Raw genomic sequence first — 25,311 nt, forward strand, 5'->3', positions numbered from 1 at the left:
CGCGTCCTCCTAGAACTGCACGCGCAGCGAGGCGCTGAACTGGCGGCCCGGCTCGGGATAGATGGCCGAGGTCTCGCCGCCCGCGCAGCGGAAGGCCTGCGTGAAGTACTTGCGGTCGAAAAGGTTGGTCACGCCCACGGCCAGTTCCGTGTTGCGCAGCACCTGCCAGGCGTAGCGCGCGTCGGCGGTGGTGTACGAGGGCATCCTGCAGGCATTCTCGAAGTCCGGATGCTGCGACGATACCCAGTTCACGCCGCCGTGCAGGCGGTGGCCTGCCGCCGGCGTCCAGTCGGCGCGCAAGGCGACCGCGCGGCGCGGCACCAGCGGCACGTCCTTGCCGGCGTAGGGGCCGGAGCGGAAGCTGGCCTTGCGGGCGGCGGCGTTCAGTCGCAGGCCCAGGCTGGCCGTGAGCGCGTGCGACCAGTCCAGCTCCAGGCCCTGGCGGCGGCTGGGGTCGAAGTTGACGTTCGCGCCGGAGAAGCCGAAGTGACCCACGGCATTCGGGTCGAAGCCGATCTCGTCGCGCAGCCGGTTGCGGTAGGCGCGCGCCTCCAGCTTGCCGCCGGCATAGGACCAGCGCGCGCCCAGCTCCGCGTCGTGCGAGACCTGGGGCCGCAGCGCGGCGCCGGGCGAGGTGAAGTTGAACTCGTCCACGTTGGCCATGCGGAAGCTGCGGCCGACGCGCGCATAGCCGGTCAGCGTGCGGCCGAAGGGATGGCTCACGCCCAGTTCCCAGGCCTCCTGGCGGTCGGAAAAGCCGGTGCCGCTGGAGCTGTTGTCCTTCTCCACGCGCTCGGTGCGTCCGCCCAGCGAGATGCGGGTGCCGCCCGGCAGCGTGACGTCGTCCTTGGCGTAGAAGGCGCGCGACTGCTGCGTGGCCACCGAGCCGAAGCTGCCCAGCACCTCGCGCCGCCAGTCGCCCACGTCGGTGCCCAGGACCAGCGCGTTCTTCAGCGGGCCGAGGGCGGCTTCGTGGCGGGCCCGCAGCGCGTACGTCGTCGCCTCGATGTCGTAGTCGAAGGGAAAGCCGAAGTTGATGCTGCGCACTTCCTTGTCGCGCCGGCCCGCGTCGAAGGCGAGCTGCCAGGCGCCGAGCTCGGCGGCCTGCGCGAAGGCGCTGAGGCGTTGGTTGCGGACGCTGCCGCGATCGTCCGGCGTGGTGGTCTGGCGCGGGTCGGCGGCGTACTCCTGGGCGGTCAAGGCTCCCGGCAGGCGGGCGTCGAGGTCGTCGCGCGCGACGCGCGCACCGAGGCGCAGCCAGCCGCTGGACCACTGCCCGCCGACCGAGCCGGCCTCGCTGTCGGAGGCGGAGTTGGCGCGGTGGCCCTTGGTCTCGCGCTTTTGCGCATGGCCGTCGAAGGTGAAGCCGCTGGCGGTGCTGACGGTGGCGCTCGCGCGGCCGTCGCGCAGCGCGTGCGTGCCGGCGGCGCCATAGAGGCTGCCGCCCGTGGCCTGCTGGCGGCCGGAGCCGGCCTTGGTGGTGATGACGATCACGCCGCCGGTGGCGCCTTCGCCATAGAGCACCGCGCCGCTGCCGCGCAGCACCTCGATGCGCTCCACCGATTCGATCGGGATGCCGGCCAGGCGCGTGCCGCCGAGGTCGGACTCGGTGAGGCGGATGCCGTCGACGACCACCACCTGGTTGTTGTCGGCGGTGGCGCCGAAGCCGCGCAGGTCGAGCGTGAAGTCGCCGCCGTTGAACAGGTCCTGGCGGGCCGGCACGCCGAGCACGCGGATGATGGCGTCGTTGACGGTGGTGGCGCCGCTGGCGCGGATTTCGTCCGCGTTGATCACGCTCACACCGAAGGGCAGCGAGGCGTCGGCTTCGGCGAAGCGCGTGGCGGAGACGCGCGTCTCGGACAGCGTCGGGGTCTGGGCGGAAGCGGGAGAGGCGCACAGGAGACCGCGGCTGCCAGGAGGCAGGCGGGCGCGCGCAGGGGATGCACGATCGTTGTCATTGTGGGTACGGATGGCTCTTTGCCCGCGCCGGCTTCCCCGCTGGCGCATTGGGCGATCACGGCCGCGCGCACGCGCGCAGCCACCTCGTTGGCCGGTATCCGGGCTGGCGGAAGGACTTCCATCGCCTTCCCAGGGCGGCTGTTTCAGGCGCGCCCCAGTGGCTTGTGAGTGATGGACGTGACGCAGGCGATGAAACCCGGTCTCCGCTTACCGTTGCGGGGGCAGCGCAGGTTGGCCTTTGCACGTGCGTGCGCGGGCCCCCTGCTTCCCGTTGAACTGCGGCATGCGAACCACACCGCGAGCACCAACGCGTTGATTCTAAAGCCCTTGAATTAACAAAACCCTACAATTCGCGCATATGGCCAGCGGCTCCCCCATCGACCCCCTCGTCGAACGCGTCGAGCGCCTGCTCGTTCGCTACGAGGAGCTGCAGCGCACCAACGCGCTGCTCGCCGAACAGGTGGAGCTGCTCACGCAGGAGCGCGACTCGCTCAAGTCCCGCCTGTCCGCCGCCGCGCGCGCGCGTCGACGCGCTGCTGGAACGCCTGCCCGACCTGAACACCCCCGCATGAAGCAGCTCGAAGTGCAGATCATGGGCCAGAGCTACCTGCTCGGATGCCCCCCGGCGGCGAGCAGCGGCTGCTGGAAGCGGTGGAGAAGGTGGACACCGCCATGTGCCGCATCCGCGATGCCGGCAAGGTGAAGGCACGCGACCGCATCGCGGTGCTCGCCGCGCTGAACCTCGCCTTCGACGCAGAGCGCAGCGCATCGCAGCAGCAGCTGCACGCCGCCAGCTTCGCCAACGGCGACCACACGCTCAATGGCGCGGCGAACCTCGGCGACGAGGTACGGCTCGCGCAGCTGATGGTCCGCATCGACCAGGTCCTCGGCGACGACGGCCGCCTGCTCTGATTTCCTGATCCCCCAAAGGAAAACGGGCTGCCTTGGGCAGCCCGTTTCGGTTGTTGGCGTCTGCGAGTGGCACCGGACCGCATCCTGAACCGGGGTTCAGGTGGGCGAGGTCAGCACTGGCGTTGGGTTCGTCTGACGCGAGACGATCACGCTCACCAGGCGATGTTCCAAGCCCGCGCTCAAAGAGCATTGGTTCAAGGAAATATAAAGCCCGATACACACTGCAGACGAAGCCATTCTAGGACGCAAAACACGGGTGCGGCGCAAATCCCGCGTGAAGCCATGCAAGTATTCCGGGCTTGACATGCACGTTCCTGACTGAACTGTGCGAGACCGCACGCGCGGGCGCCCGCGCACGCCCTGCGACAATGCGGCCTGCGCCTGCGGCCCCGCGCCCACAAAACAACATGTCGTCCGTGCTGGACCTGCAACTCGTTCTCGAACTCCTCCTGATCGGCACCTGCACCGGCTTCCTCGCCGGCCTGCTGGGGATCGGCGGCGGCATGATCATGGTGCCCTTCGTCACCATGATCCTCACCTCCAAGGGCTACCCGCCGGACTACACGGTGAAGATGGCGGTGGCGACCTCGCTGGCCACCATCTGCTTCACCTCGATTTCGTCCGTGCGCGCGCACCACCGGCGCGGGGCGGTGCTGTGGCCGGTGGTGAAGGTGCTCGCGCCCGGCATCCTGGTGGGCTCTCTGCTCGGAGCGCAGGTCGCCGTGGCGCTCCCGGGCAAGCTGCTCGGGATCCTGTTCGCCGTCTTCGTGGCCTTCTCCGCCACGCAGATGTTCCTCAATCGCAAGCCGAAACCGAGCCGCACGCTGCCGGGACCGCTCGCGACCTTCGGCGTGGGCAACGTGATCGGCATGCTGTCCGCTCTCGTGGGCGCGGGCGGCGCCTTCGTGTCGGTGCCCTTCATGACCTGGTGCAACATCAAAATCCACGATGCGGTCGGCACGTCGTCGGCGCTCGGTTTCCCGATCGCGCTGGCCGGAACGCTTGGCTACATCTGGGCCGGCCAGGGCCTGCCGCAGATGCCGCCCGGCTCCATCGGTTATCTTTACCTCCCGGGGCTCTTCATCATCTCCGCAGCCAGCATGCTGATGGCGCCGCTGGGCGCGCGCACGGCGCACCGCATGGACATCCAGCCGCTCAAGAAGGTGTTCGCGGTGGTGCTGTACTGCCTGGCGGCATACTTCCTGTTTCGCTGATACCCAAGAAGAAAGCTACGGACATGGCGCGCATTGCATTCATCGGCCAGCAGGAGTTCGGCAAGGCCGTGCTCGAAGCCTTCATCGCCCGCGGCGACACCATCGCCGGCGTCTTCTGCATCCCGGACAAGCCGGGCGCCAAGCAGGATGCGCTGAAGGCCGACGCGATCGCGCTCGGCCTGCCGGTGTTCACCTTCGCCAGCCTGCGCAGCCCGGAGGCGGAAGCGGCCATGCGCTCGCTGGACGCCGACATCGGCATCATGGCCTACGTGCTGCAGTTCGCGCCGCAGGACTTCGTCAACATCCCCAGGCACGGCACGATCCAGTACCACCCTTCGCTGCTACCGCTGCACCGCGGGCCGTCCTCCATCAGCTGGCCGGTGGCCCTGGGCCGGCGCGAGACCGGCATCACGATCTTCCGCCCCACCGACGGCCTCGACGAGGGCCCGGTGGTGCTGCAGAAGACCTGCGCGATCGCGCCGGACGAGACGCTGGGCGAGCTGTACTTCAACAAGCTGTTCCCCCTGGGCGTGCAGGCGCTGCTGGAAGCCGCGGACCTGGTGATGGCCGGCCGGCACGAGGAGCGCGTGCAGGACGAGGCGCACGCCACCTACGAAGGCTGGATGCAGGACGAGGAGTGCGAGATCCACTGGCCCGGCCACGTGGACACCATCTACAACCTGATCCGCGCCTGCAACCCGGCGCCGGGCGCGTGGACGGTGCTCGATGGCGTGAAGCTGCGCGTGTACGACTGCCGCAAGCACGTGGTGGGACGCTTCGTCTCGCGCGGCCACAAGCCGGGCGACGTCGCCGGAGTGACCGATACCTCGATCGTCTTCTGGGCCCAGGGCGGCCTGATCGAGGTGCTCAAGCTGCGCGCCGAGGGCGGCGGCAAGATCAGCGCCGGCGAGTACGCGCGCCAGCGCGGCCTGCCTATCGCGACCGACTGGCAGTCCTGGGTGCGGCCCGCGTAGGCGTCTTCATCCCCAGCGCCTGGTCGATCAGCCGGGCGCCGTCGGACAGCAGGAAATTCTTGAAGGCCTGCGCCACCGGCGGCAGGCGCTTGCCGTTGCGGTGCACGACGTACCAGTTCAGCATCAGCGGGAAGCCCTGCACGTCCAGCACCGTCAGCGCGCCCGACTGCAGCTCGCGGCTGATGGTGTGCGCCGACAGGAAGCTCACGCCCATGCCGGCGATCACCGCCTGCTTGATCGTCTCGGTGCTGCGGATCTGCATCGCGATGTTCAGCCCGGGCAGGTTGGCGCCGAAGCCTTCCACCATCGAGTTCCAGGTGTCGGAGCCCTTCTCGCGCACCACGAAGGGCTCGCGGATGATGCGGTACACGGGAATGCGCGGCGTCTTGGCCAGCGGATGCGTGGGTGCGGCGACGATCACGTAGGGGTGCGGCGCGAAGGGCTCGGACAGCGTGTCGCTGTCCTCCGGCGGCCGCACCATCACCGCCAGGTCGGTCACGTTCTCCTTGAGCTGCGTGAGCAGTTCCTCGCGGTTGCACACGCCGAAGTTGAGCGTGACGCCCGCGTGCCGCTGCGCGAACTCCACCAGCAGGCGCGGGAAGTAGTAGTCGCCCGCGCTGATCACCGACACGTTCAGGCGGCCACCCGACACGCCCTTGAACTGCGCCATGGCCTCCTCGGCCTCCTGGAACTTCTGGATGATCTCGCGGCTGGACTGCAGCATCTGCGCGCCCGCGGGCGTGAGATGGATCTTCTTGCCGAGCTGCTCGAACAGCGGCAAGCCGGCGTGCTCCTCGAGCTTGCCGACCTGCGTCGACACGGCCGGCTGCGTCAGGTGCAGTTCCTCGGCCGCACGCGAGAAGCTGCGGTGGCGCGCGACCGCTTCGAACACCTTGAGCTGGCGCAGGGTGGCGTTTTTCATGGCTGCGGATCATAACGCCAGACTGATGGAAATCATCAAATACTTTCACTATCATTAATCGTTGCCGGCTCCTAAAGTTGCCTCCATCGAGATCAAGGAGACGACCATGGGCAAGGACATCTACACCGCCGACGACGAGCTGGACCTCAGCCGCGAATGGCAGAACCTGGCAGCCGACCGCGAGGGCTTCCGCGCCTGGCTGGAGAAGGAGCGCCCGCACCTGCTGCGCTCCTACGACGCGGACTTCCTGGCGAACGCCGTCGAGCGCGCCCGGGAACCGGTGCAGGGCAATCGCTGAACAGGGGAACATTCACGCGCCGCGCGGTGGCCCACTGCGCGGCGCGTTTTCATTCGCACACGTTTCGCATACGTACTCGTACGGATGCAGCTCCTCCCTTGCGCGCGCCATCGTTCACCTTCGTCTTCACGCGCGCGGCGCAACTCTCGGGACTTACCCTAGAAGCCCCTTTGACTTTTGAAAAATTGACCGCAGTCAAGTGCGAACAGGTAGTGTTGGTCGGACCATGCGCTGCGGTCTCGCGATGAACGTCATCAAAGGCCAGATGGCGCGGGCGAGGCGAAACCACAGGAGACAAACCGTGAGACTCACCACCCTCAAGACCGGATGTCCGTCGCTGCCGCGACCGTCATCGCATCGTGCGCGATGCTGGCCGCGCCGCTGGCGCACGCGGCATGGGAACCGACGAAGCCCGTCGAATTCGTGGTGCCCGCAGGCACCGGCGGCGGGGCCGACCAGATGGCGCGCCTGATCCAGGGCATCGTCGTCAAGCACAACCTCATGAAGCAGCCGCTGGTGGTGGTGAACAAGGCGGGCGGCGCCGGCGCCGAGGGCTTCCTGGACGTGAAGAACGCCAAGGGCGAGCCGCACAAGCTGGTGGTGACGCTCTCCAACCTGTTCACCACGCCGCTCGCCACGGGCGTGCCCTTCAACTGGCGCGACATGACGCCGGTGTCGATGATGGCGCTGGACAACTTCGTGCTGTGGGTCAATGCCGAGGCCCCGTACAAGGACGCCAAGTCCTACTTCGACGCGGTCAAGGCCGCGGGCCCGAGCAAGATGAAGATGGGCGGCACCGGCTCCAAGCAGGAAGACCAGATCCTCACCGTCGGCATCGAGAAGGCCACCGGCACCAAGTTCATCTACGTGCCGTTCAAGGGCGGCGGCGAAGTCGCCGTGCAGCTGGTGGGCAAGCACGTGGACTCCACCGTGAACAACCCGGCCGAGGCCGTGGCGCAATGGCGTGCCGGCAAGCTGCGCGCGCTGTGCGTGTTCGACGCCAAGCGCATGCCCTACAAGGAAAAGATCACCGACACGCAGGCCTGGGGCGACGTGCCCACCTGCAAGGAAGCGGGCGTGCCGACCGAGTACACGATGCTGCGCGGCATCTTCATGCCCCCGGGCGTGACCAAGGAGCAGACCGCGTACTACAACGACCTGCTGAAGAAGGTGCGCGCCACGCCGGAGTGGAAGGAGTACATGGAGAAGGGCGCCTTCAACCAGACCGCCATGGACGGCGAGAACTTCAATGCCTGGCTGGGCAAGGCCGAGCAGACGCACCGCGAGCTGATGAAGGAAGCCGGCTTCATCGCCAAGTGAGCTGACCCGCACGCCCCCGCCCCGCGGGGGCGTGCCGCTTCCCCGACCCCTTTCCCCTTCCCCGCTTCCCCACAAGAGCATTGCCGGCCCCACCGGCAGGAGACAAGCGCATGGATTCCCCCAAGAGCTCGCCACCGAAGAGCGCACCGGCGTCCCCACGTTCGCCGTCGAGGCCGCCGTCGCGGCGCTCGTCATCCTGCTCGGACTGGTCGTCCTGTTCGGCAGCCGCAACCTCGGCTCCGGCTGGACCACCGACGGCCCCGGCGCCGGCTACTTCCCCTTCTACATCGGCCTGATCCTGTGCATCTCGGGCGCGGGCACGCTCTACCAGGCACTGCTGGGCAAGAAGCGCAACCACGACATCTTCGTGGACGGCGAGCAGATCAAGCGCGTGCTGTCCGTGCTGGTGCCCGCCGCCGTCTACGTGCTGGCCATCCAGCTGGTCGGCATCTACATCGCCTCGGCCGTGTACATCGCCGGCTTCATGATCATCCTGGGCAAGTTCTCCAAGGTGAAGAGCATCCTGCTGGGGCTGGCGATCGCCGTGTTCTTCTTCGTCATGTTCGAGGTCTGGTTCAAGATCCCCTGGCCAAGGGCATGCTGAAGCCGCTCGAGTTCCTGGGCTACTGAGCCCGGCGACCCCTTCCCACCGAACCGCACCGACTCCAGCGTCATGACCGAACTCAGCGCACTGTTCCATGGCTTCAGCGTCATCCTGACGCCGATGAACCTGCTCCTCATGTTCGTGGGCATCACCCTCGGCGTGCTCATCGGCGTGCTGCCGGGACTCGGCGGCGCCAACGGCGTCGCCATCCTGCTGCCCCTGACCTTCTCGATGTCGCCCACCTCGGCGATCATCATGCTGTCCTGCATCTACTGGGGCGCCCTCTTCGGCGGCGCCATCACCTCGGTGCTGTTCAACATCCCGGGCGAGCCGTGGTCGGTGGCCACCACCTTCGACGGCTACCCGATGGCGCAGAAGGGACAGGCGGGACAGGCGCTCACGGCGGCCTTCACCTCCTCCTTCATCGGCGCCTTCGTCGCCGTGGTGATGATCACCTTCCTCGCGCCCATGGTCGCGAAGTTCGCGCTGAAGTTCGGCCCGCCCGAATTCTTCGCGGTGTACCTGCTGACCTTCTGCAGCTTCGTCGGCATGGGCAAGGGCTCCCCCTTCAAGATCCTCGGCTCGATGGCGATCGGCTTCGCGCTGGCTGCCGTCGGCATGGACACCGTCACCGGCCAGCTGCGGCTGACCTTCGGGCTGGAGGAGCTGATGCGCGGCTTCGACTTCCTGATCGCGGTGATCGGCCTGTTTGGCATCGGCGAGATCCTGCTGTCGATGGAGGAAGGCTTGGCCTTCTCCGGCAAGTCCGCCAAGATCAGCCCCAAGGTGGTGTTCGAGACCTGGAAGCAGCTGCCGCAGTACTGGATGACCTCCATCCGCAGCTCGCTGGTGGGCATCTGGATGGGCATCACCCCCGGCGGCGCGACGCCCGCGTCCTTCATGAGCTACGGCCTGGCCAAGAAGATGTCCAAGGACGGCGCCAAGTTCGGCACCGGCCAGCTCGAAGGCGTGGTCGCGCCGGAAACCGCGGCGCACGCCGCCGGCACCAGCGCGCTGCTGCCGATGCTGGCGCTGGGCATCCCCGGCTCGCCGACGGCTGCCGTGCTGCTGGGCGGCCTGCTGATCTGGGGCCTGCAGCCCGGACCGCTGCTGTTCGTGGAGCAGAAGGACTTCGTGTGGGGCCTGATCGCCTCCATGTACCTGGGCAACCTGGCCGGCCTGATCGTGGTGCTGACCACCGTGCCGCTGTTCGCCTCGATCCTGCGCATCCCGTTCTCGATCATCGCGCCGGTGATCATCGTGATCTGCGCGATCGGCGCCTTCACCGTGCACAACGCGATGTTCGACATCTGGCTGATGCTCGGGTTCGGCATCATGGGCTACGTGTTCAAGAAGCTCGACTACCCGCTCGCGCCGCTCGTGCTGGCCCTGGTGCTGGGCGACAAGGCCGAGGACGCCTTCCGGCAGTCGATGCTGCTGTCGCAGGGCGAGATGTCCATCATGGTGGCCAACCCGCTGGTGGGTTCCATCACCGGCCTGGCGCTGCTGCTGCTGTTCTGGCCGCTGATCGCCCGCCTGATCGCCAAGGTGCGCCCGCCCAAGCCCACCGGCTTCGCGGCGGAACAGCCGGTCGACTGAGCACGAGAACAAGAGAAGGAGGATCGCCATGGCCGTGATTGCACTGACCCAGGAGATGGGCTCGCTCGCCAAGGACGTCGCCCTGCGCCTGGCCGAGGTCGGCCAGCTCGCCGTGATGCGCAACGAGGTGGTGGACAACATCGCCGGCCGCATGCACGTGCCGGCCAGCCTGATCCGCCGCCTGCGCGAAGGCCAGGCGGGCCTGGTGGAACGGCTGTCCACGGACAAGGAGCAGATCGCCCTGTTCACCGCCGAGGAAATGTTCGCGCAGGCCGTGCGCGGCAACGTGGTGCTGCGCGGCTGGGGCGCCACCGTCCTGCTGCGCCCGGTGCGCCACGTGGTGCGCGTGCGCGTCACGCGGCCCTTCGAGCAGCGCCTCGCCTGGCTGATGGACCACCTGGGCACCACCCACCGCGAAGCCGCGGAAACGGAACTGCGCCGCAGCGACCAGGCGCACGCCTCGCGCATGCACGCGGTGTTCGGCGTGACCTGGGGCGACCCCTGCTCTACGACCTGGTGCTCAATACCGAGCACGTCTCGGTGGAAAGCTGCGTCGAGCAGATCCTCGCGCTCTCGCGCCGCCCCGAGTTCCAGGAGACCGCGGACTCGCGCGCCACCCTGGAAGGCCTGGCGCTGAGCGCGCGCGTGCGCGCCGCGCTCAAGGCCAACGAGTCCACCAGCAACGTGGACGTGCAGATCGAATCGCGCGACGGCCGCGTCGTCCTCAACGGCATCGTGGTGAACGAGCAGGAAAAGGCGGAGACCGAGCGCGTGGCCACCGCGGTCGCGGGTGTCGGCAAGGTGGACAACCGCCTGCACCTGATGGCGATCACCCGCAAGTTCACCTACGCGAAGACCTAGATCTTTCCCCGCTGCTTCAGCCTGCTGAGAGTCTCCGCCGACAGGTTGAGGTAGGAAGCGAGTTCCTTCTTCGGCAGCCGCTCCGCCAGTTCCGGGTGCTTGCGCAGGAAGCGCTTGACCCGGCCAGGCGCATCGAGCAGGTGCAGCGTGATGGTGTGCGCCATGATTTCACTCATGTGGTGCATCACCTCGTACTCGAAGACCTGCTTGAGCCCCGGGTGGCGCTCGATGAAGGCGACCCATTCGCGCAGCGGCAGCTTGGCGACGCGCGCGCGACGCACACGATGCTGTAGGGCGCCGGCGTGCCCAGGCGCCAGGCGGCGTAGCTGGTCTCCATCTGCCCTTCGTCGGCGAAGCGCAGGATCATCTCCTTGGCCTCCTGGTTCGCAACCACGCGTTTCAGGATGCCGTCGAGGATGAAGTACTGCTCCATCTCGTGCACGCCCTGGTTCAGCAGTGCCTCGCCCTTCTGGCAATCCACCACCACCAGGTGGGGTTCCAGTTCCGCCATCTGGGCCGCCGTCATGCCCTTGAGCACCAGGTTGTGCGCCAGCTGCACGCGGATCACGTTCCGTTCGGGATGCTTGTCGATGGTGGACATTTCTTCTGTGGCGAGGGATTCCCCGAAAGTGCCCGGCAATTTTTCGAAAATTGACCGCAGTCAAGAGGGATTCCAGAGGGCGACTCCTACCATTCTCGCACTCCCAAACCAGGACCCGAGACCATGACCACCGACACGCAGGATCGCGAGCAGACCGACGGCTTCCACCTCGTCATCGACGCACTGAAGCTGAACGACATCGACACGATCTTCGCCCTGCCCGGCATCCCGATCACCGACTTCCTGCGCATCTCGCAGGCCGAAGGCATGAAGGTCATTTCCTTCCGCCACGAACAGCACGCAGGCAATGCCGCCGCGGCCGCGGGCTTCATCACCGGCAAGCCCGGCATCTGCTTCACGGTGTCCGCGCCCGGCTTCCTCAACGGCCTCACCGCGCTGGCCAACGCCACCACCAACTGCTTCCCCATGATCCTGGTCTCCGGCTCCAGCGAGCGCGAGATCGTCGACCTGCAGCAGGGCGACTACGAGGAGATGGACCAGCTCGCCATCGCCAAGCCGCTGTGCAAGGCCGCCTTCCGCGTGCTGCACGCCGAGGACATCGGCGTGGGCATCGCGCGTGCGATCCGCGCCGCCGTGTCCGGCCGCCCCGGCGGCGTGTACCTGGACCTGCCCGCCAAGCTGTTCGCGCAGAGCATGGACAAGGAAGCGGGCAGGAAGTCGCTGATCAAGGTCGTCGATCCCGCACCGAAGCAGATCCCCGCTCCCGACGCGGTGAAGCGCGCGGTGGACCTGCTGAAGTCCGCCAAGCGCCCGCTGGTGATCCTGGGCAAGGGCGCCGCCTACGCGCAGGCCGATGCCGACATCAAGGCCTTCGTCGAGAAGAGCGGCATCCCCTACCTGCCGATGTCCATGGCCAAGGGCCTGCTGCCGGACAACCACAACCAGTCCGCCTCCGCCGCGCGCTCCTACGTGCTGGCCGAAGCCGACGTCGTGATGCTGGTGGGCGCGCGCCTGAACTGGCTGCTGTCGCACGGCAAGGGCAAGACCTGGGGCGCCGAAGGCTCCAAGTCCGCGGGCAAGCAGCAGTTCATCCAGGTCGACATCTCCCCGACCGAAGCCGACAGCAACGTCGCGATCGCCGCACCCGTGATCGGCGACATCGGTTCGTGCATCTCCGCCTTCAACCAGGCCATGGGGTCCGGCTGGGCCAAGCCGCCGGCGGACTGGACCGGCGCGATCGCCGAGCGCAAGGACAAGAACCTCACCAAGATGGCCGAGACGCTGGCGAAGAACCCGCCGGTGATGAACTTCCACAGCGCCCTGAACGTGATCCGCAACACGGTCAAGGAGAACCCCAAGGCCTACCTGGTGAACGAAGGCGCCAACGCCAACGCGCTGGACTTCACGCGCTCCATCGTCGACATGTACGAGCCGCGCCGCCGCCTGGACGTGGGCACCTGGGGGATCATGGGCATCGGCATGGGCTTCGCCGTCGCGGCGGCCGCCGTCACCGGCGAGCAGGTGATCGCGGTGGAAGGCGACAGCGCCTTCGGCTTCAGCGGCATGGAAGTGGAAACCATCTGCCGCTACGACCTGCCGGTGTGCATCGTCGTGATGAACAACAACGGCATCTACAAGGGCACCGACGTCAACCCGCGCGGCGACGCGATGGCGCCCACGCAGTTCGTCAAGAACGCGCGCTACGACATGATGATGCAGGCCTTCGGCGGCGTCGGCGTGGTGGCGAAGAACCCCGAGGAACTGAAGAAGGCGCTGGACGAGGCCGTGGCCTCGCGCAAGCCGACGCTGATCAACGCCATGATCGACGAGAGCGCGGGCACCGAGTCCGGCCGCATCACCAGCCTGAACCCCGCGGCAGCCAAGAAGAAGTAAGCACGCGGGACGAGTTTCGAAACTTAAGCGATAGGAAAGCAAATGGGCAAAGCACTCGACGGCATCAAGATCCTCGATTTCACGCACGTGCAATCGGGTCCCACCTGCACGCAGCTGCTGGCGTGGTTCGGCGCCGACGTGATCAAGGTGGAGAAGGCGGGTGAAGGCGATGCCACGCGCGGCCAGCTGCGCGACATCGACGGCGTGGACAGCCTGTACTTCACCATGCTGAACCACAACAAGCGCTCCATCACCCTGGACACCAAGAACCCCAAGGGCAAGGAAGTGCTGATCGAGCTGATCAAGCAGTGCGACGTGCTGGTGGAGAACTTCGCCCCCGGCGCGCTGGACCGCATGGGCTTCTCCTGGGAGCGCATCCAGCAGATCAACCCGCGCATGATCATGGCGTCCGTCAAGGGCTTCGGCCCCGGCCCCTACGAGGACTGCAAGGTGTACGAGAACGTCGCCCAGTGCGCGGGCGGCGCCGCCTCCACCACCGGCTTCGACGACGGCCCGCCGCTGGTGACCGGCGCCCAGATCGGCGACTCGGGCACCGGCCTGCACCTGTGCCTGGGCATCGTGACCGCCCTGTTCCAGCGCGAGAAGACCGGCCGCGGCCAGAAGGTGCTGGCCGCCATGCAGGACGCCGTGCTGAACCTGTGCCGCGTGAAGCTGCGCGACCAGCAGCGCCTGGCGCGCAAGGGCGTGATGGAAGAGTACCCGCAGTACCCCGAAGGCGAGTTCGGCGAAGCGGTGCCGCGTGCCGGCAACGCTTCCGGCGGCGGCCAGCCGGGCTGGATCCTGAAGTGCAAGGGCTGGCAGCACGATCCCAATGCCTACATCTATTTCATCACCCAGGCGCCGGTCTGGGGCGCGATCTGCAAGGTGATCGGCGAGGAGAGCTGGATCACGGACCCGAGCTACTCCACGCCCAAGGCGCGCCTGCCGCACCTGAAGACGATCTTCTCGCGCATCGAGGAGTGGACCAAGACCAAGACCAAGTTCGAGGCGATGGAGATCCTCAACAAGTACGACATCCCCTGCGGCCCGATCCTGTCGATGAAGGAAATCGCCGAGGAACCCGCGCTGCGCGCCACCGGCACCGTGGTCGAAGTGGACCACCCCACCCGCGGCAAGTACCTGACCGTGGGCAACCCGATCAAGATGTCCGACAGCGAGACCGAGGTGAAACGCTCTCCCCTGCTGGGCGAGCACACCGAGGAAGTGCTGGCGCAACTGGGCTACAAGCCCGACCAGATCAAAGAACTGCGCGAGGCCAAGGTCATCTGACCTTTGCCTGGATCCGAGACGAGACAAACCATTTTTAAGGGGCACAACATGGCCAACTTCCAAGGCGACAAGCAGAAGGTCCGCGCGATCCTGGACGCGGTGAAGAAAGAGGGCCGCGATTCGCTGACGGCACCCGAGGGCAAGCTGGTGTGCGACGCCTACGGGATCAACGTTCCCAAGGAAGGCGTGGTTTCCAGCGCCAAGGAAGCCGGCACGCTGGCCGGCTCCATGGGCTTCCCGGTGGTGATGAAGATCGTCTCGCCCGACATCCTGCACAAGACCGAAGCCGGCGGCGTGATCGTGGGCGTGAAGAACGCCGACGAGGCCGTCACGGCCTACGAGCAGATCATCGCCAACGCCAAGAAGTACAAGGCGGACGCCAGGATCGTCGGCGTGCAGGTGCAGCAGATGATCAAGGGCGGCACGGAAGTGATCGTCGGCGCCATGACCGACGACAGCTTCGGCAAGCTGGTCGCCTTCGGCATGGGCGGCGTGCTGGTCGAGGTGCTCAAGGACGTCACCTTCCGCCTGGCCCCGGCCACGCGCGAGGACGCCGCCTCCATGCTCGACGGCATCCAGGCCGCCGAAATGCTCAAGGGCGTGCGCGGCGGCAAGCCGGTGAGCCGCGAGGCCCTGCAGGACGTGATCGTGCGCGTGTCGCAGCTCGTGTCGGACTTCCCCGAGATCTCCGAGCTGGACCTGAACCCGATCTTTGCCAGCGAGAACGGCGCCATCGCGGCCGACGTGCGCATCGTGGTGAACTTCGACCAGAAGCCGGCGCGCTTCCGCCCGGACGAGAAGGCCGTCGTCACCTCGATGAAGCGGATCATGCAGCCCAAGGCGGTGGCCGTGGTCGGCGCCTCCAACGAGGCCGGCAAGATCGGCAACTCGGTGATGAAGAACCTGATCAACGGCGGCTACAAGGGCAAGATCTACCCGATCAACCCCAAGGACCCCGAAGTGATGGGCCTGAAGGCCTACAAGAGCGTCAAGGACGTCCCGGACGAGATCGACACCGCCGTGTTCGCGGTGCCCGCCAAGTTCGTCGCCAGCGCGCTGAAGGAATGCGGCGAGAAGAAGATCGCCGGCGCCATCCTGATCCCCTCGGGCTTCGGCGAGACCGGCAACATCGAAGGCCAGGAAGAACTGCAGCGCATCGGCCGCGAGTACAACATCCGCCTGATGGGGCCGAACATCTACGGCTTCTACTACACGCCGTCCAACCTGTGCGCCACCTTCTGCACGGCCTACGACGTCAAGGGCTCCACCGCCCTGTCCTCGCAGTCCGGCGGCATCGGCATGGCCATCATCGGCTTCTCGCGCTCCGCCAAGATGGGCGTGTCGGCGATCGTCGGCCTGGGCAACAAGTCGGACATCGACGAGGACGACCTGCTGCTGTTCTTCGAGCAGGACGACAACACCAAGGTGATCGCCCAGCACTGCGAGGACCTGAAGGACGGCCGCGCCTTCGCCGAAGTCGCCAAGCGCGTCTCCAAGAAGAAGCCCGTGATCGTCCTGAAGGCCGGCCGCACCGCCATGGGCGCCGCCGCTGCTTCCCACACCGGCGCCGTCGCCGGCACCGACAAGATCTACGACGACGTGCTGCGCCAGTCGGGCGTGATCCGCGCCAACAGCCTGCGCCAGATGCTGGAGCTGTCGCGCGGCGTGCCGATCCTGCCCACCCCCAAGGGCGAGAACGTGGTGATCATCACCGGCGCCGGCGGCTCGGGCGTGCTGCTGTCCGACGCCTGCGTGGACAACGGCCTGAAGCTGTTCAAGCCGATGCCGGACGACCTGGACGCGGCCTTCCGCAAGTTCATCCCGCCCTTCGGCGCGGCCGGCAACCCGGTGGACATCACCGGCGGCGAGCCCCCGATCACCTACGTGAACACGGTGCGCCTGGGCCTGGAGGACGACCGCATCCACGCGCTGATCCTGGGCTACTGGCACACGATCGTCACGCCGCCGATGGTCTTCGCCCGCAACATGGTGGAAATCGTCAACGAGATGAAGGCCAAGGGCAAGACCAAGCCCGTGGTCGCCTCGCTGGCCGGCGACGTGGAAGTCGAGGAAGCCGCGCAGTACCTGTACGAAAACGGCATCCCGGCCTATGCCTACTCCACCGAACTGCCGGTGGAAGTGCTGGGCGCCAAGTTCAAGTGGGCCCGCTCCGCCGGCCTGCTGAAGTAAGCGAGTCACGATGGCTGGACATCGCGTCATCCCCATTGCCGCGGCCGCCGCGCTCCCCTGCGGGAGCGCAAGCGCCAGGGTCCCAAGGGGCGCAGGCCCACGGACCAGGCGCTGGCCGAAGTGCGGCAGCTGCTCGGTGACGCGTCGCGCCAGCGCGACCTGCTGATCGAGCACCTGCACAAGCTGCAGGACCATTTCGGCCACCTCTCGGCGGCGCATCTCTCTGCCCTGGCGCAGGAGATGCGCCTCGCCCAGAGCGAGGTGTACGAGGTGGCTTCGTTCTACCACCACTTCGACATCGTCAAGGAAGGCGAGGACGCACCGCAGGCACTGACCGTGCGCGTGTGCGACGGCCTGTCCTGCGAGCTGGCCGGCGCGCAGCAGCTGCTGCAGAAGCTGCCGTCCATCCTCGGGCGCGAAGTGCGTGTGATCGCCGCCCCCTGCATCGGCCGCTGCGAACAGGCACCGGCCGCCGTGGTGGGCCAGAAGCCCGTGCCCTGCGCCACCGTGGACAAGGTGCGCGAGTGCGTCAAGGAAGGCGCGACCAGCCACGAGCCGGAAGGCTACATGGGCCTGTCGCAGTACCGCGCGGCCGGCGGCTACAAGCTGCTGGAGCAATGCCTCTCGGGCGAACGCGACGTGGAGTCCGTCATCAAGGTGATGGAAGCATCCGGCCTGCGCGGCCTGGGCGGCGCAGGCTTCCCGGCGGGACGCAAGTGGCGCATCGTGCGCAACGAACCCTCGCCGCGCCTGATGGCCGTGAACATCGACGAGGGCGAACCCGGCACCTTCAAGGACCGCGTCTACCTGGAGCGCGACCCGCACCGCTTCCTGGAAGGCATGCTGATTGCCGCCTGGGCGGTGGGCGTGTCCGCCATCTACATCTACCTGCGCGACGAGTACCACGGCTGCCGCCAGCTGCTGCAGCAGGAGCTCGCGCGGCTGCAGGCCGACCCGCCGTCGGCGGGGCTGCCGAAGATCGAGCTGCGCCGCGGCGCCGGCGCCTACATCTGCGGCGAAGAGTCCGCGATGATCGAATCCATCGAAGGCAAGCGCGGCATGCCGCGCCTGCGCCCGCCCTACGTGGCGCAGGTGGGACTGTTCGGTCGGCCGACCCTGGAGCACAACTTCGAGACGCTGTACTGGGTGCGCGAGCTGCTGGAACACGGCCCGGAATGGTTCTCCTCGCAGGGCGCCAACGGCCGCAAGGGGCTGCGCTCCTTCTCCGTGTCGGGCCGCGTGCGCGAGCCGGGCGTGAAGATCGCGCCGGCGGGCGTGACCATCCAGGAGCTGATCGACGAGTACTGCGGCGGCATGGCCGACGGCCACAAGTTCTACGCCTACCTGCCGGGCGGCGCTTCGGGCGGCATCCTGCCGGCCTCGATGAACGAGATCCCGCTGGACTTCGACACGCTGCAGCCCTACGGCTGCTTCATCGGCTCGGCGGCGGTGATCGTGCTGTCGGACAAGGACACGGCGACCGGTGCGGCGCGCAACCTGATGCGCTTCTTCCGCGACGAGTCCTGCGGCCAGTGCACGCCCTGCCGCGCGGGCACCGCCAAGGCGCATGCGCTGATCCACCAGCCCCGCTGGGACGTGCCGCTGCTGGCCGAACTGTCGCAGGTGATGCGCGACGCGTCGATCTGCGGCCTGGGCCAGGCCGCACCCAACCCCGTGGACTGCGTGGTGAAGTACTTCCCGCACGAGCTGGGCTGAAAGAAAGAACAACGATGAACGCCGTCACGCGCGCCGAACTGGCGCAGATCGAAACCCCGGTGGTCAAGTTCACCCTCAACGGCAAGCCGGTCGAGGCGCGGGCCAACGAGACCGTGATCGAGGTCGCGGACCGCGAAGGCGTGGAGATCCCGCGCCTTTGCTACAAGCCGGGCCTGGACACCGCGGGCAACTGCCGCGCGTGCATGGTGGAGATCAAGGGCGAACGCGTGCTGGCCCCCAGCTGCTGCCGCAATCCGACCCCCGGCATGGAAGTGACCACCGACAGCGAACGGGCGGTCAAGTCGCAGAAGATGGTGCTGAGCTGCTGCAGGCCGACATGCCGGAGGCCGAGTACACCCGCCACAACGAGGTGGACCAGTGGTCCGCCAAGCTGGGCGTGGGCAAGCCCCGCTTCCCCGCGCGCGGCCAGGTGAGGGCCGACGTCTCGCATCCGGCCATCGCGGTGAACCTCGACGCCTGCATCCAGTGCACGCGCTGTCTCCGCGCCTGCCGCGACGAGCAGGTCAACGACGTGATCGGCCTGGCCTTCCGCGGCGAGCACGCCAAGATCGTGTTCGACATGGACGACCCCATGGGCGTGTCCACCTGCGTGGCCTGCGGCGAGTGCGTGCAGGCCTGCCCCACCGGCGCGCTGATGCCCGCGCGCGGCGCCGCCCTGCCCGTGCCCGACAAGCAGGTCGACTCGGTCTGCCCGTATTGCGGCGTCGGCTGCCAGCTCACCTACAACGTCAAGGACAACAAGATCCTGTACGTGGAAGGCCGCGACGGTCCCGCGAACCACGGCCGCCTATGCGTGAAGGGCCGCTACGGCTTCGACTACGCCAACCACCCGCAGCGCCTGACCAAGCCGCTGATCCGCCGCGAAGGCGCGCCCAAGCTGCCGCACGCCACGCTCGATCCCGACCGCGTGCTGGAAGTATTCCGCGAGGCGAGCTGGGAAGAAGCGCTGGCGGCCGCCGCCGGCAAGCTCAAGACCATCCGCGACACCGCGGGTCCCAAGGCGCTGGTCGGCTTCGGCTCGGCCAAGGGCAGCAACGAAGAGGCCTACTTGTTCCAGAAGCTGGTGCGCACCGGCTTCAAGAGCAACAACGTCGACCACTGCACGCGCCTGTGCCACGCCTCCTCGGTGGCGGCGCTGCTGGAAGGCATCGGTTCCGGCGCGGTGTCGAACCCGGTGATGGACGTGACCAAGGCGGAAGTGATCGTCGTCATCGGCGCCAATCCGACCGTCAACCACCCGGTGGCCGCCACCTGGATGAAGAACGCGGCGAAGAACGGCGCCAAGCTGATCATCATGGATCCGCGCAAGTCGGACCTGACGCGCCTGGCCTACCGCCACCTGCAGTTCAAGCCGGACACCGACGTCGCGATGCTCAACGCGATGATGCACGTGATCGTCCATGAAGGCCTGGTCGACCCCGGCTTCATCGAATCCCGCACCATCGGCTTCGACGAACTGAAGAAGAACCTGGTGGGCTACAGCCCCGAGGAGATGGCGCCCCTGTGCGGCATCGACGCGCAGACGCTGAAGGAAACCGCGCGCCTGTTCGCCACCTCGCGCGCCTCCATGATCCTGTGGGGCATGGGCGTGTCGCAGCACGTGCACGGCACCGACAACGCCCGCTGCCTGATCGCGCTGTCGCTGATGACCGGCCAGATCGGCCGCCCCGGCACCGGCCTGCATCCGCTGCGCGGCCAGAACAACGTGCAGGGCGCGTCCGACGCCGGCCTGATCCCGATGATGCTGCCCGACTACCAGAAGGTCGTGGAGCCCGGTCCGCGCCCGCTTCGAGAAGCACTGGAACCTGAAGCCCGGCACGCTGGACGCCCAGCCCGGCCTGACGGTGGTGGAAGTGATGCACGCCATCGGCGAAGGCAAGGTCAAGGGCATGTACATCATGGGCGAGAACCCCGCGATGTCCGACCCGGACGCGAACCATGCGCGCGAGATGATCGCGGCGCTGGACCACCTGGTGGTGCAGGACATCTTCCTGACCGAGACCGCCTGCCTCGCGGACGTCGTGCTGCCCGCCAGCGCCTTCCCCGAGAAGACCGGCACCTTCACCAACACCGACCGCCTGGTGCAACTCGGACGGCAGGCGATCGATCCGCCGGGCGACGCCAAGCAGGACCTCTGGATCATCCAGGAGATGGCGCGCCGCCTGGGGCTGGACTGGAATTACGGCCACGTGTCCGAGGCCTTCGACGAGATGCGGCACGCCATGCCCAGCATCGCCGGCATCACCTGGGACCGGCTGGAACGCGAGCACGCGGTCACCTATCCGTGCACCAAGGAAGGCGACCCCGGCGACCCGGTGGTGTTCATCGAGGACTTCCCGCGCGCGGACGGCAAGGCGCGCTTCGTGCCCGCCGACATCATCCCGGCCGCGGAGAAGCCCGATGCGCAGTACCCGATGGTGCTGATCACCGGCCGCCAGCTGGAACACTGGCACACCGGCAGCATGACGCGCCGCGCGACGGTGCTCGACGCGATCGAGCCCGATCCGGTGGCGCTGGTGCACCCGCTGGACCTGGCCGCCATCGGCTGCAAGCCGGGCGACCTGCTCACCATCGAGTCGCGCCGCGGCAAGGTCACGCTGTACGGCCGCGCCGACGAGGGCTCGCCGCGCGGCGCGGTCTTCGTGCCCTTCTGCTATTACGAGGCGGCAATCAACCGGGTGACGAACGACAAGCTGGATCCGGTGGCGAAGATCCCCGAGCTGAAGTACTGCGCCATCCGGGTCACGGCGGGCGGCACGGCGCCGGAGCAGGTGAGCTTCGGCGGGGGGGGCAGCTGCTGCGCAGGATCGAGGAAAACGCGGTCTGACCGTCATCCCCGCGCAGGCGGGGACCCAAGGCTCCCAGGAAGCGCCGCTCATGCGGCGCTTTTTCTTTGTGCGCCCCACCCTTGCCCCCCCCTCCCCCGCCGCTAGCATCCGCGCCAAGCCACCGTTTCGCTTTCTCGTGACCACCCCAACCAAGGAGAGACGATGAAGACGGAGCTGTTCTACCTGGCCCTCGTGGCCGCGCTCACGGGATTGCTGTGGGTGCCCTACATCCTGGACCGCATCGCGACCTGGGGGCTGGTCCCGGCGGTCGGCTACCCGCAGAACCCGCCGCCGCAGTCCCCGTGGGCCCAGCGCCTGATGCGGGCGCATTCCAACGCGATCGAGAACCTGGCGGTGTTCGCCGCGCTGGTGCTGGTGGCGCATGCTGCCGGCATCAGCAACGGCGCGATCGCCACGGCCAGCATGGTGTATTTCTGGGCCCGCGTCGTGCACGTGCTGGCCTACACCTTCGCCGTTCCCTGGGTGCGCACGCTGGCCTTCACCGTGGGCTTCTTCGCGCAGGCCGTCATCGCCTGGCAGATCCTCGTGCGCTAGGGTCGGACGTGCTATCTTGGCGGCGCAACCCCAGGCCGCCATGCTCGCCGACGCCCTCGTCCGCCTCGCCGTCCCGGCCGATGCCGGGGCGATCGCCGCCATGTCCCGCGAGTACATCGAGCACGGGCTGCCCTGGAGCTGGCTGCCCGCGCGGGTCGAGCGCGCGATCCGCAATCCCGACACCAACGTCGCCGTGGTCGATGCGCCCGACGCGCCCGGCACGCTTGCCGCCTTCGGGATCATGTCGTACCGCGAGAGCGATGCGCACCTGCTGCTGTTCGCGGTGCACCACCGCCGCCGCCGCGAGGGCCTGGGCAGCGCGCTGCTCCTGTGGCTGGAGGAGGTGGCGCGCACCGGCGGGGCCCGCCGCATCCGCGTCGAGGCGCGCTGGGACAACGTGGCCGCGCGCAACTTCTACAGCGAGCACGGCTACCACGAGCGCACCCTGCGCAAGGCCATGTACAGCGGCACGCTGGACGGCGTGCTGCTGGAGAAGTGGCTGGTGGCGGACAACGGCGGGAGTTGAACGTCGCGGTGCGGCTGCGCGCGCACCACGACCTACAGGGAAACGATCAGCTCGCGAAGGGCGGAAAGGACCAGCTCCGGCTCGGTGAGCTGCGGGAAGTGGCCGCTTTGCTGCGCGATCACCTGCTCGCCCAGCGGCGACAGGCGCGCCAGCTCCTGCTGCTTGGCACGCTTGGCGCCCACGACGGCGGGCGAAGTCGCCGCGGCGCGGGGCGTGAGGCCGCCGGTCACAACGCGCAGCGGCACCGGCGGGAACTCGCCGGCCGAGGCGATCTCGCGCGCGGTCTCCTCCGCGCAGCCCAGTTCAACTTCCACGTTCGCGCGCAGGAACAGTTCCGGCAGCTCCAGCAGCTTGCCCAGCGAACGCACCAGCTGGTCCTCGTGTCCCTGCAAGGCTCCCTGGTCCTCGGGATGCGTCGCCTCCAGGAGCAGGACGCCCGCGACTTCCTGCGGATACAGGCGCGCGTACAGGTTGGCGTACAGGCCGCCCAGCGAGTGCGCGACCAGCACGTAGGGCGGCTGCAGGCCGGCGTAACCGAGCAGCTCGCGCAGCGAGCCGATCACCACCGTGCCGGTCTGGCGGTCGCCGGGCGCATCGCTGCCCTGCATGCCGAAGCGGTTCCATGCGAACACGGTGCCCAGCTGCTCGATCTCCGGGTACAGCGGACGCCAGCCTTCCAGGCTCACGCCCGCGCCGTTGAACAGGAGGATGGCGGGGCTGCCCTGCCCCGACTTCACGTACGTGAGGCGGCCGGAGCGCGTCTGCAGCGCGCGGATCGGCGGCAGCGCTCCCAGCCGCGGCGGCTGCATGCCGCGTTCAGGCGCCGGCACCCACGACGCCGGTGCCCTTGCAGTTGGGGCAAGCGGACGCGGCGATGCGGCCGCTGCCGCCGCATTGCGGGCACGGGGTCGCGCGGGCCGCGGGCGTGCCGTCCTCGGCACGGTCCTGCACGTCGATGGAGGCGCCAGGGTCTTCCTCGCCGGCGACGGAGTTGGTGAGGTCTATGGGGTCGCTCTTCGCGGGCATGGTGCACCTCCGGGGAACGACCCATCCTAGGCAGCGCGGCGGCGGCGCTGCGTAGGACGGAATCGACGGTGCGCAATGCGTAGGGTGGGCTGGCCGAAGGCCACCCCACCGCCGGACCGGTCGTTGGGGTGCGCTTCGCGCAGCCCAACCTACAAAATCAGCGGCCTTTCCAGGCCGGAGGCCGCTTCGCCACGAAGGCCGTGACGCCCTCGCGGAAGTCCTCGCTGCCGTAGGTGCGGCGGATCAGGTCCTCGGCTTCGGGCAGGTCGTGGCGCAGCAGGCGGTTGAGCGCCTCCTTGCTCACCTGCTGCGTCACCGGCGCCAGCGAAGCGAGCTTCGCGCACAGCTTCTGCGCCGCCGCCTCGATGCCTTCGGCCGCGACCACCTCCAGCACGTAGCCGCAGGCCTGCGCCTCCTCGGCGCCCACCATGTCGGCCAGCAGCAGCAGGCGCTGCACGCGCGGACGGCCGAACATCGCCACCAGCCCCGCGATGTTGGCCATCGACAGGCAGTTGCCCAGCGTGCGCGCGATCGGCACGCCGAACTTGCTACCCGGCGTGGCGATCCGGAAGTCGCAGGTGCTGGCGATCGCCAGGCCGCCGCCGATGCACCAGCCCTGCACCACGGCCACGGTGGGCATGGGCAGGCCGGCCAGCAGCTGCATGGTGGCGTCGATCTGCGTCTCGTACTGCACGCCGCGCTCGCCGTTGAAGTCCTGGAACTGCGCGATGTCGGTGCCGGCGACGAAGGCCTCGCCGCCGGCGCCCTGGAAGCGCACGACCCGCACCGAACGGTCCTCGCGCAGCCGCTCGCAGTGCGCGCGCAGCTGCTCGTACATCGCCCAGGTCATCGCGTTGCGCGCTTCCGGGCGGTCGAAGGTGACGGAGGCGATGCCCCCGTCGACCTTCAGGTGGACGGATCCTTCAGATGACATTGCAATCCAGTGAGGTAGTTACCCAGTGCCACCGCGGAACCGGCTTTGCCGGGCCGCTGGTGGCGCCCCCTCTCGGGGAGGCGGCCGCAGGCCGCTTCGGGGTGGGTCAATCCGTCAAGCATCCACCTTGACGTTGGCTTCCTTGATCACGCGGGCCCACTTGGCCAGTTCGACGTGCATGAACTCGCGCATCTTCTCGGTGGAGCCGCCGCCGTCTTCCGCACCGGAGGCTTCCAGCTTCTCGATCACGTCGGGCATGGCCAGCGCCTTGTTCACGTCCTCGTTCATGCGCTTGGCCAGGGCCGGCGACATCTTGCCGGGGCCGACCAGGCCGTACCAGGTGGTGGCTTCGAAGCCGGGGAAGCCGGACTCGGCCATCGTCGGCACGTTGGGGTGGCCGCCGGCGCGCTTCAGGCGGGTCTGCGCGATGGCGACGGCCTTGCCGTTCTTCACGTGCGGCGTGGCGGCCGTCATGGTGTCGAAGCTGTACTGCACTTGGCCGCCGATCAGGTCGGTCAGCATCGGGCCGGAGCCTTTGTAGGGCACGTGGATCGCCTTCACGCCGGCCTGCAGCATGAACATCTCCAGCGCCAGGTGCTGGGCCGAGCCGGGGCCGGCGGAGCCGAAGCTCACCTTGCCGGGCTCCGCCTTGCACAGCGCCACCAGGTCCTTCACGGTCTTGGCCGGCTGCATCTGGCCGCAGATCAGCAGGTTGGGCGTGACGCCCACCATGGCGATCGGCTGGAAGTCCTTCTCGGCGTCGTAATTGAGCTTCTGCAGGTTCGGGACGATGGCATGGCTGTTGATGTGGGCCATGTGCAGCACGGTGCCGTCGGCAGGCTGCTTGGACACGTAGTCGGCGGCGATGGTGCCGGAGGCGCCCGCCCGGTTCTCCACGATGATCTGCGTCTTCCACATCTCGGCCAGCTTCTGGCCGATCACGCGCGACAGGATGTCGGTGCCGCCGCCCGGGGCGAAGCCCACGATGATGCGGACCGGGCCGCTGGGCAGCTGCTGCGCACGGGCCATCGGCAGCGCGATCGACGCTGCGACGCCGGTGACGAAAGTTCTACGTTGCATGTTGTCTCTCTCCTGAGGGGTGGATGG

Annotated in this window: 20 protein-coding genes, 4 pseudogenes and 1 riboswitch; of the genes and pseudogenes, 17 read left to right on the plus strand and 7 right to left on the minus strand. The window is 68.0% G+C overall.

Annotated features, from left to right (window positions below; translation table 11 throughout):
- Window positions 1-9 precede the first annotated feature (9 nt).
- Entirely contained in the window at window positions 10-1,971 is a 1,962-nt protein-coding gene (locus HK415_RS09905; RefSeq protein WP_373684641.1) for a TonB-dependent receptor, read from the minus strand.
- Between the two features lie 60 nt (window positions 1,972-2,031).
- Window positions 2,032-2,283, minus strand: a riboswitch (cobalamin riboswitch).
- 34 nt (window positions 2,284-2,317) lie between these two features.
- Here HK415_RS09905 and HK415_RS09910 point away from each other — a divergent pair.
- The 4 genes and pseudogenes from HK415_RS09910 (at window position 2,318) to HK415_RS09925 (ending at window position 5,059) form a co-directional block, all read left to right on the plus strand.
- A pseudogene (locus HK415_RS09910) lies at window positions 2,318-2,531 on the plus strand (cell division protein ZapB).
- Window positions 2,528-2,871, plus strand: a pseudogene (locus tag HK415_RS09915) (cell division protein ZapA). The pseudogenes HK415_RS09910 and HK415_RS09915 overlap by 4 nt, the downstream one beginning before the upstream one ends.
- A gap of 407 nt (window positions 2,872-3,278) precedes the next feature.
- Window positions 3,279-4,085: a sulfite exporter TauE/SafE family protein gene (locus HK415_RS09920; RefSeq protein ID WP_171558591.1), complete on the plus strand. Its 807-nt coding sequence runs from the start codon at window positions 3,279-3,281 to the stop codon at window positions 4,083-4,085.
- A gap of 23 nt (window positions 4,086-4,108) precedes the next feature.
- On the plus strand, window positions 4,109-5,059 hold the full coding sequence (locus HK415_RS09925; RefSeq protein WP_171558593.1) for a methionyl-tRNA formyltransferase: 951 nt from the start codon (window positions 4,109-4,111) through the stop codon (window positions 5,057-5,059).
- Here HK415_RS09925 and HK415_RS09930 read toward each other — a convergent pair.
- Complete coding sequence (locus HK415_RS09930) at window positions 5,019-5,981, minus strand: LysR family transcriptional regulator (protein ID WP_171558594.1); 963 nt, start codon at window positions 5,979-5,981, stop codon at window positions 5,019-5,021. The two genes, HK415_RS09925 and HK415_RS09930, sit on opposite strands and share 41 nt — an antisense overlap.
- 106 nt (window positions 5,982-6,087) lie before the next feature.
- Here HK415_RS09930 and HK415_RS09935 point away from each other — a divergent pair, with 106 nt between their 5' ends.
- The 6 genes from HK415_RS09935 to HK415_RS26290 all read left to right on the plus strand — a co-directional run bounded on the left by HK415_RS09935 (window position 6,088) and on the right by HK415_RS26290 (window position 10,663).
- Window positions 6,088-6,279 carry a hypothetical protein gene (locus tag HK415_RS09935; protein WP_171558596.1) on the plus strand — a complete coding sequence of 64 codons (192 nt, stop codon included), beginning with the start codon at window positions 6,088-6,090 and terminating at the stop codon, window positions 6,277-6,279.
- A gap of 327 nt (window positions 6,280-6,606) precedes the next feature.
- Window positions 6,607-7,599, plus strand: a complete 993-nt coding sequence (locus tag HK415_RS09940; RefSeq protein WP_171558598.1) for a Bug family tripartite tricarboxylate transporter substrate binding protein — start codon at window positions 6,607-6,609, stop codon at window positions 7,597-7,599.
- A gap of 31 nt (window positions 7,600-7,630) precedes the next feature.
- Window positions 7,631-8,203 carry a tripartite tricarboxylate transporter TctB family protein gene (locus tag HK415_RS09945; protein ID WP_309246645.1) on the plus strand — a complete coding sequence of 191 codons (573 nt, stop codon included), beginning with the start codon at window positions 7,631-7,633 and terminating at the stop codon, window positions 8,201-8,203.
- A gap of 69 nt (window positions 8,204-8,272) precedes the next feature.
- Entirely contained in the window at window positions 8,273-9,802 is a 1,530-nt protein-coding gene (locus tag HK415_RS09950; RefSeq protein WP_171558600.1) for a tripartite tricarboxylate transporter permease, read from the plus strand.
- 28 nt (window positions 9,803-9,830) lie between these two features.
- Window positions 9,831-10,439 carry a cytidylate kinase-like family protein gene (locus HK415_RS09955; protein WP_309246646.1) on the plus strand — a complete coding sequence of 203 codons (609 nt, stop codon included), beginning with the start codon at window positions 9,831-9,833 and terminating at the stop codon, window positions 10,437-10,439.
- 8 nt (window positions 10,440-10,447) lie between these two features.
- Window positions 10,448-10,663: a BON domain-containing protein gene (locus tag HK415_RS26290; protein ID WP_309246647.1), complete on the plus strand. Its 216-nt coding sequence runs from the start codon at window positions 10,448-10,450 to the stop codon at window positions 10,661-10,663.
- Here the strand turns inward: HK415_RS26290 and HK415_RS09960 are convergent.
- Window positions 10,660-11,264 (minus strand): annotated as a pseudogene (locus HK415_RS09960) (Crp/Fnr family transcriptional regulator). The gene HK415_RS26290 and the pseudogene HK415_RS09960 overlap by 4 nt on opposite strands.
- A 123-nt stretch (window positions 11,265-11,387) precedes the next feature.
- On the opposite strand from HK415_RS09960, the gene oxc reads away from it, so the two are divergent.
- The 7 genes and pseudogenes from oxc (at window position 11,388) to HK415_RS09995 (ending at window position 22,244) form a co-directional block, all read left to right on the plus strand.
- A complete protein-coding gene (gene oxc / locus HK415_RS09965) occupies window positions 11,388-13,118 on the plus strand; it encodes an oxalyl-CoA decarboxylase (RefSeq protein ID WP_171558602.1) in 1,731 nt (576 codons plus the stop codon).
- A gap of 42 nt (window positions 13,119-13,160) precedes the next feature.
- Complete coding sequence (frc, locus tag HK415_RS09970) at window positions 13,161-14,408, plus strand: formyl-CoA transferase (RefSeq protein ID WP_171558603.1); 1,248 nt, start codon at window positions 13,161-13,163, stop codon at window positions 14,406-14,408.
- Between the two features lie 48 nt (window positions 14,409-14,456).
- Complete coding sequence (locus HK415_RS09975; RefSeq protein ID WP_171558605.1) at window positions 14,457-16,598, plus strand: acetate--CoA ligase family protein; 2,142 nt, start codon at window positions 14,457-14,459, stop codon at window positions 16,596-16,598.
- A gap of 120 nt (window positions 16,599-16,718) precedes the next feature.
- The gene (locus HK415_RS09980) at window positions 16,719-18,314 is read left to right on the plus strand and encodes an NAD(P)H-dependent oxidoreductase subunit E (RefSeq protein WP_309246648.1); all 1,596 of its coding nucleotides are present in this window, start codon (window positions 16,719-16,721) and stop codon (window positions 18,312-18,314) included.
- Between the two features lie 14 nt (window positions 18,315-18,328).
- Window positions 18,329-21,124 (plus strand): annotated as a pseudogene (gene fdhF / locus HK415_RS09985) (formate dehydrogenase subunit alpha); the annotation flags it as partial.
- 201 nt (window positions 21,125-21,325) lie between these two features.
- Entirely contained in the window at window positions 21,326-21,718 is a 393-nt protein-coding gene (locus HK415_RS09990; RefSeq protein WP_171558607.1) for an MAPEG family protein, read from the plus strand.
- Between the two features lie 40 nt (window positions 21,719-21,758).
- Window positions 21,759-22,244 carry a GNAT family N-acetyltransferase gene (locus HK415_RS09995; RefSeq protein WP_171558608.1) on the plus strand — a complete coding sequence of 162 codons (486 nt, stop codon included), beginning with the start codon at window positions 21,759-21,761 and terminating at the stop codon, window positions 22,242-22,244.
- Window positions 22,245-22,276: 32 nt separating this feature from the next.
- Here the strand turns inward: HK415_RS09995 and HK415_RS10000 are convergent, their stop codons facing one another.
- The 4 genes from HK415_RS10000 to HK415_RS10015 all read right to left on the minus strand — a co-directional run bounded on the left by HK415_RS10000 (window position 22,277) and on the right by HK415_RS10015 (window position 25,284).
- Window positions 22,277-23,053: an alpha/beta fold hydrolase gene (locus HK415_RS10000; protein WP_171558609.1), complete on the minus strand. Its 777-nt coding sequence runs from the start codon at window positions 23,051-23,053 to the stop codon at window positions 22,277-22,279.
- A gap of 7 nt (window positions 23,054-23,060) precedes the next feature.
- Window positions 23,061-23,270 (minus strand): hypothetical protein, encoded by a 210-nt coding sequence (locus tag HK415_RS10005; protein ID WP_171558611.1) that lies wholly within the window; start codon window positions 23,268-23,270, stop codon window positions 23,061-23,063.
- Window positions 23,271-23,427: 157 nt separating this feature from the next.
- Window positions 23,428-24,204, minus strand: coding sequence for an enoyl-CoA hydratase/isomerase family protein (locus HK415_RS10010; protein WP_171558612.1), 777 nt, complete (start codon window positions 24,202-24,204; stop codon window positions 23,428-23,430).
- Window positions 24,205-24,318: 114 nt separating this feature from the next.
- Complete coding sequence (locus tag HK415_RS10015; RefSeq protein ID WP_171558613.1) at window positions 24,319-25,284, minus strand: Bug family tripartite tricarboxylate transporter substrate binding protein; 966 nt, start codon at window positions 25,282-25,284, stop codon at window positions 24,319-24,321.
- Window positions 25,285-25,311: the final 27 nt, after the last annotated feature.

This window comes from Ramlibacter montanisoli, assembly GCF_013087525.1.
GTDB classification, from domain to species: domain Bacteria; phylum Pseudomonadota; class Gammaproteobacteria; order Burkholderiales; family Burkholderiaceae_C; genus Ramlibacter; species Ramlibacter montanisoli.

Excerpts from the sequence above, each read along its gene's own strand:
- HK415_RS09920 (WP_171558591.1), top strand. The coding sequence starts at position 3,279 with ATGTCGTCCGTGCTGGACCTGCAACTCGTTCTCGAACTCCTCCTGATC.
- HK415_RS09925 (WP_171558593.1), top strand. The coding sequence starts at position 4,109 with ATGGCGCGCATTGCATTCATCGGCCAGCAGGAGTTCGGCAAGGCCGTG.
- HK415_RS09930 (WP_171558594.1), bottom strand. The coding sequence starts at position 5,981 with ATGAAAAACGCCACCCTGCGCCAGCTCAAGGTGTTCGAAGCGGTCGCG.
- HK415_RS09935 (WP_171558596.1), top strand. The coding sequence starts at position 6,088 with ATGGGCAAGGACATCTACACCGCCGACGACGAGCTGGACCTCAGCCGC.
- HK415_RS09940 (WP_171558598.1), top strand. The coding sequence starts at position 6,607 with ATGTCCGTCGCTGCCGCGACCGTCATCGCATCGTGCGCGATGCTGGCC.
- HK415_RS09950 (WP_171558600.1), top strand. The coding sequence starts at position 8,273 with ATGACCGAACTCAGCGCACTGTTCCATGGCTTCAGCGTCATCCTGACG.
- HK415_RS09955 (WP_309246646.1), top strand. The coding sequence starts at position 9,831 with ATGGCCGTGATTGCACTGACCCAGGAGATGGGCTCGCTCGCCAAGGAC.
- oxc (WP_171558602.1), top strand. The coding sequence starts at position 11,388 with ATGACCACCGACACGCAGGATCGCGAGCAGACCGACGGCTTCCACCTC.
- frc (WP_171558603.1), top strand. The coding sequence starts at position 13,161 with ATGGGCAAAGCACTCGACGGCATCAAGATCCTCGATTTCACGCACGTG.
- HK415_RS09975 (WP_171558605.1), top strand. The coding sequence starts at position 14,457 with ATGGCCAACTTCCAAGGCGACAAGCAGAAGGTCCGCGCGATCCTGGAC.
- HK415_RS09990 (WP_171558607.1), top strand. The coding sequence starts at position 21,326 with ATGAAGACGGAGCTGTTCTACCTGGCCCTCGTGGCCGCGCTCACGGGA.
- HK415_RS09995 (WP_171558608.1), top strand. The coding sequence starts at position 21,759 with ATGCTCGCCGACGCCCTCGTCCGCCTCGCCGTCCCGGCCGATGCCGGG.
- HK415_RS10000 (WP_171558609.1), bottom strand. The coding sequence starts at position 23,053 with ATGCAGCCGCCGCGGCTGGGAGCGCTGCCGCCGATCCGCGCGCTGCAG.
- HK415_RS10005 (WP_171558611.1), bottom strand. The coding sequence starts at position 23,270 with ATGCCCGCGAAGAGCGACCCCATAGACCTCACCAACTCCGTCGCCGGC.
- HK415_RS10010 (WP_171558612.1), bottom strand. The coding sequence starts at position 24,204 with ATGTCATCTGAAGGATCCGTCCACCTGAAGGTCGACGGGGGCATCGCC.
- HK415_RS10015 (WP_171558613.1), bottom strand. The coding sequence starts at position 25,284 with ATGCAACGTAGAACTTTCGTCACCGGCGTCGCAGCGTCGATCGCGCTG.